8 protein-coding genes are annotated in these 9,911 nt (G+C 70.3%); 4 read left to right on the forward strand and 4 right to left on the reverse strand.

Features of this window, described 5'->3' with window-relative positions:
- Positions 1–201: 201 nt before the first annotated feature.
- Both AAHZ94_RS20445 and AAHZ94_RS20450 read right to left on the reverse strand, forming a co-directional pair.
- Positions 202–858, reverse strand: coding sequence for an MBL fold metallo-hydrolase (locus AAHZ94_RS20445; RefSeq protein ID WP_349994422.1), 657 nt, complete (start codon positions 856–858; stop codon positions 202–204).
- A gap of 4 nt (positions 859–862) precedes the next feature.
- Entirely contained in the window at positions 863–1,582 is a 720-nt protein-coding gene (locus AAHZ94_RS20450; RefSeq protein WP_349994423.1) for a maleylpyruvate isomerase family mycothiol-dependent enzyme, read from the reverse strand.
- A 181-nt stretch (positions 1,583–1,763) separates the two neighbouring features.
- Here AAHZ94_RS20450 and uvrA point away from each other — a divergent pair, with 181 nt between their 5' ends.
- Positions 1,764–4,796: an excinuclease ABC subunit UvrA gene (gene uvrA / locus AAHZ94_RS20455; protein WP_349994424.1), complete on the forward strand. Its 3,033-nt coding sequence runs from the start codon at positions 1,764–1,766 to the stop codon at positions 4,794–4,796.
- A gap of 297 nt (positions 4,797–5,093) precedes the next feature.
- Here uvrA and AAHZ94_RS20460 read toward each other — a convergent pair whose 3' ends face one another.
- Positions 5,094–6,035 (reverse strand): carbohydrate kinase family protein, encoded by a 942-nt coding sequence (locus AAHZ94_RS20460; protein ID WP_349994425.1) that lies wholly within the window; start codon positions 6,033–6,035, stop codon positions 5,094–5,096.
- Positions 6,036–6,534: 499 nt separating this feature from the next.
- Between AAHZ94_RS20460 and AAHZ94_RS20465 the strand changes: the two genes are divergently transcribed.
- Positions 6,535–6,957, forward strand: coding sequence for a Rieske (2Fe-2S) protein (locus AAHZ94_RS20465; protein ID WP_349994426.1), 423 nt, complete (start codon positions 6,535–6,537; stop codon positions 6,955–6,957).
- Positions 6,958–7,179: 222 nt separating this feature from the next.
- Positions 7,180–7,611, forward strand: a complete 432-nt coding sequence (locus tag AAHZ94_RS20470; RefSeq protein WP_349994427.1) for a protein-tyrosine phosphatase family protein — start codon at positions 7,180–7,182, stop codon at positions 7,609–7,611.
- A gap of 343 nt (positions 7,612–7,954) precedes the next feature.
- Here AAHZ94_RS20470 and AAHZ94_RS20475 read toward each other — a convergent pair whose 3' ends face one another.
- Positions 7,955–8,899 (reverse strand): hypothetical protein, encoded by a 945-nt coding sequence (locus AAHZ94_RS20475; protein WP_349994428.1) that lies wholly within the window; start codon positions 8,897–8,899, stop codon positions 7,955–7,957.
- A gap of 269 nt (positions 8,900–9,168) precedes the next feature.
- Between AAHZ94_RS20475 and AAHZ94_RS20480 the strand changes: the two genes are divergently transcribed.
- Complete coding sequence (locus tag AAHZ94_RS20480; protein ID WP_349994429.1) at positions 9,169–9,792, forward strand: papain-like cysteine protease family protein; 624 nt, start codon at positions 9,169–9,171, stop codon at positions 9,790–9,792.
- The last annotated feature ends 119 nt before the right edge of the window (positions 9,793–9,911 follow it).

Below are 9,911 nucleotides of genomic sequence, written 5' to 3' on the forward strand. Positions count from 1 at the left end.
GAGCGGGCCGATGTGCGACGCCTCGGGAAAGTCGTGCACCCGGAACCTGTTGCCCGGCGTGGCCGCGGCGGCGCCCCCCCCCCCCCGGCCCGGGGGCGGGGGGGCGCGGGGGCGGGGGGGGGCCCCGCCCCCCCCCCCCCACCCCCGGGCCCCGGCGTCCCAGGACGCCGGGGCACGGATAGCGGGTGAGCGGAGCCGCTGCTACCAGCCGCGCTCGCGCCACTCGGTCAGGTGGGGGCGTTCGGCGCCCAGGGTGGTGTCGGCGCCGTGGCCCGGATAGACCCAGGTCTCGTCCACCAGGGCGTCGAAGAGCTTGTGCTCGACGTCGTCGATCAGGCTGGCGAACGAGCGCTCCTCGCCCCAGGTGTTGCCGACGCCACCGGGGAAGAGGCAGTCGCCGGTGAAGACGTGCGGGTGACCGTGCGGATCGTCGTAGACCAGGGCGATGCTGCCGGGCGTGTGCCCGACCAGATGCCGCGCCGTGAGCTCGACCTGCCCGACCCGGATGGTGTCGCCGTCGTCCACCAGGACGTCGGTGGGCACGGGGATGCCGTCGGCGTCGTGCCGCCCCGCGTAGGTGCGGGCGCCGGTCGCCGCCACGACCTCCTGGAGCGCCTGCCAGTGGTCGCCGTGCTGGTGCGTGGTGACCACCGACGCGATGCCGTCGTCACCGATCAGGCCGAGCAGCCGCGCGGCGTCGTTGGCCGCGTCGATGAGCAATTGCTCGTCCGTGGCGCGGCACCGCAGGAGATAGGCGTTGTTGTTCATCGGGCCGACGGCGATCTTCGAGATCATGAGACCGGTCAGCTCGTGTACGTCGGCGGGGCCGCCGACCTCTACCGCTCCGCTGTACGTCATGGCCTCAGCCTAGTGGCGGGAGGGTGGGCAGCGGGGTGCCGTCGGCGGAGGTGAGGCCGGCGCCGTCGGTGCGCCCGGTGAGCCAACCGAGGAGCGCGACGGGCGTACCCTCGACGGTGGTGGCCTGCTCCGCCGGGCGTCCGGTCTGCCAGACGCGCCCTTCCGGAGTGGTGAGTGCCAGCGCGGGCACGTCGGCGTGGCCGGCGAACTTGCCCGACGCGAGGAACTCCACCTCCCGCTCGACGAAGTCGGCGGGGAGATCATCGAGCTCGTAGCCGATGTTCAGGTCGACGTGGTGCAACTCGACCTCGATCAAGCGGCGGAAGGGAAGGCGGGCGGCCCGTTCGGTCACGCCGTTGCGCATGGCGACCACGAAGTCCCAACGGTCCTTGGGAAGGGCCGCCGTCGCCGAGTTGAAGCGGAACGCGCTGGTGCGCAGGTCGTCGAGGTGGACCACGAACGGGCGGCCCGCATCGCGGGCGATGTCGGCGTTGCGGGCGTCGTCGCTCGCGTACATCAGCGTCTCCTCCCCGGTGCGCGCCCAGGTCAGGAGGTTCACGATGGCGTCAGCGTTGCGGGAGATGTGGGCCAGGATGTGGCCGCGGGTCCAGCCCGGAAGCCGTGACGGACGACTGGCCGCCGCGTCGTCCAACGAGGTCACCGCGGTGAGCAGGCGGTCGGTTGCTGCTTGTACGGCAGTCGAATCGTGCGCGAAGTCAGTCATGATCCAACGGTAATCCGCGCCACTCGATCGGGTGAAGGAGGCCGGCTATCTCCGGTATTCGAATGTACGTGCTATAGGCTCGTGTGTGGCATCGCACCACATCCTCTTCGGGGCGTCCCTCATACCCTGGGTTCCGGGGCATCGCTCCGCTCCGCCTCTCTCAAGAAAGGTGCCGACCGGCGTGGCCGACCGTCTCATCGTCCGTGGCGCTCGCGAGCACAATCTCAAGAATGTCTCGCTCGACCTCCCGCGCGACTCCCTCATCGTTTTCACCGGGCTCTCGGGGTCGGGCAAGTCGTCTCTCGCGTTCGACACGATCTTCGCCGAGGGGCAGCGCCGGTACGTCGAGTCGCTCTCCTCCTACGCACGGCAGTTCCTGGGCCAGATGGACAAGCCCGACGTCGACTTCATCGAAGGGCTCTCCCCGGCCGTCTCCATCGACCAGAAGTCCACCTCGCGCAACCCGCGGTCCACGGTCGGCACCATCACGGAGGTCTATGACTACCTCCGGTTGCTGTTCGCCAGGATCGGCAAGCCGCACTGCCCCGAGTGTCAGCGCCCCATCGCCCGCCAGTCGCCGCAGGCGATCGTGGACCGGGTGCTGGAGCTGCCCACCGGCAGCCGGTTCCAGGTCCTCTCTCCGCTGGTGCGCGAGCGCAAGGGGGAGTTCGTCGACCTCTTCTCCGACCTCCAGACCAAGGGGTACAGCCGTGCGCGGGTGGACGGCGAGACGGTGCAGCTCTCGGAGCCGCCGAAGCTGAAGAAGCAGGAGAAGCACACCATCGAGGTGGTGGTGGACCGCCTCACCGTCAAGGACAGCGCCAAGCGGCGGCTGACCGACTCGGTGGAGACCGCGCTCGGGCTCTCCGGCGGCATGGTCATCCTCGACTTCGTGGACCTGGACGAGGACGACCCGCAGCGGGAGCGGATGTTCTCGGAGCACCTGTACTGCCCGTACGACGACCTGTCCTTCGAAGAGCTCGAACCGCGCTCGTTCTCCTTCAACTCGCCCTTCGGAGCCTGCCCGGAGTGCACCGGCATCGGCACCCGGATGGAGGTCGACCCTGAGCTGATCGTCCCGGACGAGGAGAAGTCCCTGGACGAGGGGGCCATCCACCCCTGGTCCCACGGGCACACCAAGGACTACTTCGCGCGGCTCGTCGGGGCGCTCGCCGACGCCCTGGGGTTCCGTACGGACATCCCCTGGGCAGGGCTGCCCCAGCGGGCCAAGAAAGCCCTGCTCAACGGGCACCGGACACAGATCGAGGTGCGGTACCGCAACCGGTACGGCCGGGAGCGTGCCTACACCACGGCGTTCGAGGGCGCCGTGCCGTTCGTGAAGCGGCGCCACTCCGAGGCGGAGAGCGACGCGAGCCGCGAGCGCTTCGAGGGGTACATGCGTGAGGTGCCGTGCCCGACGTGTGAGGGCACGCGGCTCAAGCCCGTGGTGCTGGCGGTGACGATCCAGAGCCGGTCCATCGCCGAGATCTCGGCGATGTCGATCAGCGAGTGCGCCGAGTTCCTGCGGGCGCTCAAGCTGAGCGCCCGCGAGAAGACGATCGCCGAGCGGGTCCTGAAGGAGGTCAACGAGCGGCTGCGCTTCCTGGTGGACGTGGGCCTGGACTACCTCTCCCTGAACCGGGCCGCCGGCACCCTCTCCGGCGGCGAGGCCCAGCGCATCCGGCTGGCGACCCAGATCGGCTCCGGCCTGGTCGGCGTGTTGTACGTGCTGGACGAGCCGTCGATCGGCCTGCACCAGCGGGACAACCACCGGCTGATCGAGACCCTGGTGCGGCTGCGCGACCTGGGCAACACCCTGATCGTCGTGGAGCACGACGAGGACACGATCAAGACCTCGGACTGGGTGGTGGACATCGGCCCGGGCGCCGGTGAGCACGGCGGCAAGGTCGTGCACAGCGGCCCGCTGGCCGAGCTGCTCAGCAACGAGGCATCGGTAACCGGCCAGTACCTCGCGGGGAAGAGGGCCATCCCCACCCCGGACCTGCGGCGTCCGGTGGACCGCAAGCGGCAGTTGACCGTGCACGGCGCGCGGGAGAACAACCTGCGGGACATCGACGTGTCGTTCCCGCTCGGCGTGCTCACCGCGGTCACCGGCGTCTCGGGATCGGGCAAGTCGACGCTGGTCAACGACATCCTGTACACGCACCTGGCGCGTGAGCTCAACGGCGCGCGGTCGGTGCCCGGCCGTCATACGCGGGTCGACGGCGATGACCTCGTCGACAAGGTCGTGCACGTGGACCAGTCGCCGATCGGCCGGACGCCGCGCTCCAACCCGGCGACGTACACCGGAGTCTTCGACCACGTCCGCAAGTTGTTCGCGGAGACGATGGAAGCCAAGGTGCGGGGCTATCTGCCGGGCCGGTTCTCGTTCAACGTCAAGGGTGGCCGGTGCGAGAACTGCTCCGGTGACGGCACGATCAAGATCGAGATGAACTTCCTGCCCGATGTGTACGTGCCGTGCGAGGTCTGCCACGGCGCTCGGTACAACCGGGAGACGCTGGAAGTCCACTACAAGGGCAAGTCCATCGCCGAGGTGCTGGACATGCCGATCGAGGAAGCCCTCGACTTCTTCGAGGCCGTGCCCGCCATCGCCCGGCACCTGAAGACGCTCAACGAGGTCGGCCTGGGGTACGTGCGACTCGGTCAGTCGGCGCCGACGCTCTCCGGCGGCGAGGCCCAACGCGTCAAGCTCTCCAGCGAGTTGCAGAAGCGGTCCACGGGGCGCACGGTCTACGTCCTGGACGAGCCGACCACGGGCCTGCACTTCGAGGACATCAGCAAGCTGATCAAGGTGCTGTCGGGCCTGGTGGACAAGGGCAACACCGTCATCGTCATCGAGCACAACCTCGATGTGATCAAGACGGCCGACTGGGTGGTCGACATGGGCCCCGAGGGCGGCAGCGGCGGCGGTCTGGTGGTCGCCGAGGGCACGCCGGAAGAGGTGGCCGCGGTGCCGACGAGCCATACCGGCAAGTTCCTCCGGGACCTGCTCGGCGACCGGGTCAGCGATGTCGACACGGCGCCCGCGCGGAAGCGGGTCGCCAAGAAGGCGGCGCCGAAGAAGGCCGCGGCTGCCGGGACGGCGACGACCGGCGCCCGGAAGGCCAGCGCAGCGAAGAAGGCCACGACGAAGACGACGGCTGCAAAGACGACGGCTGCGAAGAAGACGGCGACGAAGCGGACCGCGCGGTGAGGCGGTTCGTGCGGGGGAAGCGGTCCCCGCGGCAGAGGTAGGAGGAGCAGCGGCGCGCGCATGGCCTGGCGGTTCGGGCCTGCCCGGGGCGAGGGCCATGCGCGCGGCAGGCGGCAGTCGTTCCGCCCCAACTGCCGTGCTGGACGGGCAGATTCAGGGGCATGCGTGCCGTACGGACCGAGCCCAATGGTCGAGCGCTGGCGGGGCGGGGGTGGAGCGAGCGGCCGGCGCGCGGAAGGAGAGCGGAGGGAAAGGGGGAGGACGGGGCGCGGCTGATGGGGCCGGGTGGGGTGTGGGTCAGGAGAGTTCGGTGGCGAAGGGGGGTTCTGCGCCGGTGCGGGAGCAGGTCAGGGCGGATGCGCGAGCGGCGAAGGACAGGATGTCCCGCCAGACGTCGGGAGCCAGATCGGCCAGCGCGGTTGCGGAGAGCGCGTCGTGCTCCGCGAGACGGTGGAGTAGCGCGGCGTTGACGGTGTCGCCGGCGCCGATGGTGTCGACGACGTCCACGGCAACGGCGGGCACGTGGAGTTCGATACCCGCCTGGGTGTAGACGGTGAGCCCGTCTGCGCCGTGGGTGAGTACGACGGCGGACGGGCCGGAAGCGGCCCAGGTCCGGGCCGCGTGGGCGGTGTCGGACGAGCCGGTCAGCCAGGACGCGTCCTCCACGGACAGCTTGAGGAGGTTGAGGTGTGGCAGCCAGCGGTGGAATCGGGCCCGGTAGGCGGCGGGGTCGGCGATCAGGCCGGGTCGGACATTGGGATCGAGGGTGGTGAACACCCCGTGCGCCGCCTCGCGTTGCAGCAACTGCTCATAGGCGGTGGCACCCGGTTCGAGGACCAGTGAGCACGTTCCCAGCGAGAGCGCCGTCGTCGCCGGGGGTAGCGCGTCCGGGAGTTGGAAGAGCCGGTCGGCGGTGCCGTCGACGTAGAAGACGTAGCCGGCTGAACCGTCCGCGTTGATTTCGGCCACGGCCAGGGTGGTCGGTTCCGGGCCCCGTTGCACCAGGGTGGTGTCCACGCCGGCGGCCTGGAGCCCGTCGATGAGGGCGGCACCGAATCCGTCGGTGGAGACCCGGGAGCAGAACGTGGTCGGCGAGCCCAGGCGGCCCAGCGCCAGCGCGGTGTTGTACGGGCCGCCGCCTCGGCGGGGAGCCAGTGCGGGCAACTGCGCACTCGTCGCAGCGGGGGTGGGGCCGTGGGGGACGAGGTCGATCAAGGCTTCGCCGGCGACGACGATCACAGGAGATCCTTTCGGTGGCCGCTCGCGGGCAGGGGCGCCCGTGCCCGCGAGGACGAGCGTAGGGGAGGGGCCTCGGGGCGCGCGGCTGGTCGGGGTGCTGGCCGGTGGCGATGACCGGGGCACCGTGCGGTGGTCGTGCCGTACGGGGCGGCCGGGCCGATGTCCTCTGCCGGGCGGAGCGCTGGTTGATCCGGAGGCTCATCGATCAGGTGCGGGGCGATCCAGGCGCGGGCCGGCGAGGGAGGGCCGGGTGAGGATGGGCAGGGGTCTGCGGGAGGGGGCGAGGCGGACGGGCGCGTGCCTGATGGGGAGGGAGAGCCGTCGATGGGGAGGACGAACCGTTGGCAGCAGGCCCGTCCGATGGGGGCGGGGTGGGCCTTAACCGCCGCGGTGCGACAGTAGGCGTGCCTGCTCACGCCGTCGCTGGCCTGGGCGGACGGGCCAGGTATCGTCGGCGGTGATTCCTGATCCTTTCCCCCGTGTTCCTGTGGAGTGCCCCATGAGTTGCCAGCCCGCGAGCCGTCGGACCGTGTTGCGAGGAGCGGCGCTGGCTGGAGCCGCGGGTGTCGGCGTCGCCGCGTGCTCGCCGGGGGAGAAGCGCCCGGGGCCGGCCACTCCGACGGCGCCGGTGGAGTTGGGGGCGCCGGAGGAGGTGCCGGTGGGGGAGGCCAAGCTGTACCGGAATGACCGGCTGATGGTCATGCAGCCGGCGCAGGGACAGTTCAAGGCGTTCAGCGCGGTGTGTACGCACGGCGGATGCATCCTCAGCAAGATCGTGGACGGCGAGGCCCGCTGTGGTTGCCACGGCAGCAGGTTCGACCCGGCGACGGGCAAGGTCATCGACGGGCCGGCGAACGCGCCGCTGCCCTCGGTGCCGGTGCGTGTGGAGGGCGGAAAGCTGGTGGCGGGCCCCAAGGCGTAGTGCCGGCTGTCCGTGTCGGGGCCGTCGTGTGGTGTGGGCTGGGCGGGCGTTGGGGTGGGGGTCGGCCGGCCCTGCCCGGAGCCGGGGTGGGAGCGGCGCGTGTTGCGGGGGAGTGGTGACGCCGGGACGCACCGAGGAGCCACGGGGAGCCGAAGTGCCACATGGTGAACTGCGCATGACCGGCGCGCTATGCGGTGGTGATGGCGGGGTTACGCTCGCGGTGTGAGCGATGCATGGGAGTCAGCGGCGAAGGGTGTGTTGCGTCTGCCGTCGGGGCGGCTGGTGCGGGGGCGTGGGTTGCGCCGGCCGTTGCCCGTCGGCCAGCGGCCGGACTTCGGGCTGTACCTACAGGGGCGCAGGCCGCCGGAGATGGAGTGGGAAGCCCGGTGGGTCCGGTGGCCGGACTTCTGGTTGCCCACGGACCGCGCGGACTTCGCCGTGGCGCTGCGGGAGGCGTGGCGCCGGGCGGAGACCGGGCGGGTGGAGGTCGCTTGCGGCGGCGGGGTGGGGCGGACCGGCACGGCGCTGGCGTGCCTCGCGATCCTGGACGGCGTACCGAGCGGCGAGGCCGTGGCCTACGTACGGCGGCACTATGCGCCCCGGGCCGTGGAGACTCCTTGGCAAGCCCGATTCGTGGCGCGATTCAAGCCGTAGTCGGCAGCCCCACGTGACCGGACCTATTGGTGGCTTGGCCGCTTGGTCGATTGCGGACTTGGTGCTGCCGCAATCTCGTGGGAATGCCGTGGAGTTCGTACCTGGCTGCGTGCGGGGCCGAAGCCGTTCCTGCGCGACGTCGATGGATTGGCGTGGGCGTATCCGTGAGGTGCGGAAACGCGCTGTATCCGTTAGCTGGGTGAAGGTGAAGGCCCCAGGCCCCAACTTCCTTCCCCGAAGCTGATTTTGAGCCGGGCCGGGCCGGGTCGGGCCGGGTTGAGACGGGCCGGGTCGGGTTGAGCCACGCCCTGCCCCGTGCAGGCGCCCCCCAACCCCGGCCTCCTCACATCCAGTCCCACCCGATGCCCAAGATGCCGGGCCGCACGCCCTGCTCCGTGAGGTGGACCGAGCGGTGCTGGCCGCTGAGGGTGAGTTCGCTTTCCGCGCTGCGGGCCGCGCCGGCGGAGCCCTGGGCGAAGCGGTGGCAGCGTACGGGGAGTGCGGTGGGATGGAACTGCACCTGAAGGACGTACTGACCACCTGCGAATGGAAATCCGCGTACGTATTCCGTGCTTTGACCGCCCGTGCCGTCTTCGAGGGCGTAACTGAACATCTGGGTTTCGCCGGCGCGCAGTCTCACGTCGAAGAGGAGTTCGGTGACGAGGACGCCGGTACCGGAGTGCCAACGGCGGCGGCCGACGCGACAGTTGTCGGTCGCGTGCACCCGTACCTCACCGGGTTCGCAGCCGGGGTCGCCCTGGTGGATGGCGAGGTAGCGGTTGACGCCGTCGCGGTGGGCGCGGACCACGTGCTGAGAGTCGCGGCCGGACAGCTCCCGCCGCGCCCCGATGTGGATGCGTTCCAGGTGGCAGACGGTGTGCAGGCCGCCGTCGATGGGGGAGTCGAGTTCGGCGATCAGCAGGGCCACGGCTTCGGACTGTTCGTGCAGCGTGTGGTACGAGCGGGCGGTGGGGCGGTCGGCCTGCGGCCCGAGCGGCGGTTCGAGGAGGCGGGTCAGCGCGCGCGGCGGGAGTTCCAGCACCTCCTCCAGGGCCCGTACGGCGCGGAGCGATTCGGCGCGGCGGGGGGTGCGCGCGCCCTGCTGCCAGTAGCTGAGGCTGGTGACGCCGACCTTGACGCCGCGCTGAGCCAGGCGGTGCTGCACCCGGTGCAGGGCCAGGCCGCGGGCGGCGAGTGCGGCCCGTAGGGCGAGGTGGAAGGGGCCGCTGCGCAGCGCTCGGGCCAATTCGGCCTCCGCCCCGTCCCACCGTGCGGCCGTCTGTCGCATCGCATGCCTCCTCTGGGCCGTGACGGGCCAGAAATTCACACACCGATGCCGTACGTGAACATTCACGATCGGAATCGACCGCTTCCGTGTTCTGCGTGCACATATCCAGCCGTGCGGCTCGCAGGCATTCACATGTGACGCCGACTGTTCACGTCGCGCATCAGCACGCATTGAAGCGCGTTGACTGAGCTCAGACAACACCTGATGCTCCTCACAGCGTCCGGACGCGCTCCCCCATCTCGCACCACCCACCCGTGGGAGGAACGCCCATGCCCCACCTTTCCGCCCTGCGGCGGCGCCGTGCACGCCGCCCCCTGTCCAGACGGCTTTCGGCCGTCGCGCTAGCCTCGGCCGCACTGCTGGCCGCCCCGACCGTCTCGGTCTCCGCGGCGGAGGCCGCCCCGCGCGCCCAGGCGGCCAACGTCCTCGACGTGACCATGCAGGCACAGCAGAAGAGCAACTGGTGTTGGGCCGCTTCCGGCAACACCATCGCCACCTGGATGGGCAGGAATTACAGCCAAAACCAGTTCTGCAACGCGGCGTTCAATCGTCAACAGGGCTTCGACTGCCCCAACAATCAAGCTACTCTGGGTAACGTTCAGAATGCACTGCGTTGGGCGGGCATCCGACCGGGCTCGTACGTTGACGGCTGGTTGCAGTACGGCACGGTGCAGAACGAGATCAACGCGAGGCGCCCCATTGAGACCCGTATTCAGTGGTCCTCTGGCGGAGGGCACATGCACGTCATCTACGGCTACGACAACTCCAACGGCTTTGTGTACTGGGGTGATCCGTGGCCCAGCAACAACCGCTACAACTGGGCGACGCACAACTGGTACATAAACAACAACCAGCACCGGTGGACCCACTCGCTCTACCAGATCGGAGCGTGAGGTCATGACCACCACACACGCGCCCCGCTCGTCCGCCAGTCCGCGCCCGCGCGGCGCGAGTGGGCCGGCCGCCCGCTCCGTGGCGGGCGCCGCCACCGCGCTCGCCGCCGTCGCCGTGC

Origin of the sequence: Streptomyces sp. HSW2009 (assembly GCF_040240285.1) — a bacterium.
Classification (GTDB): domain Bacteria; phylum Actinomycetota; class Actinomycetes; order Streptomycetales; family Streptomycetaceae; genus Streptomyces.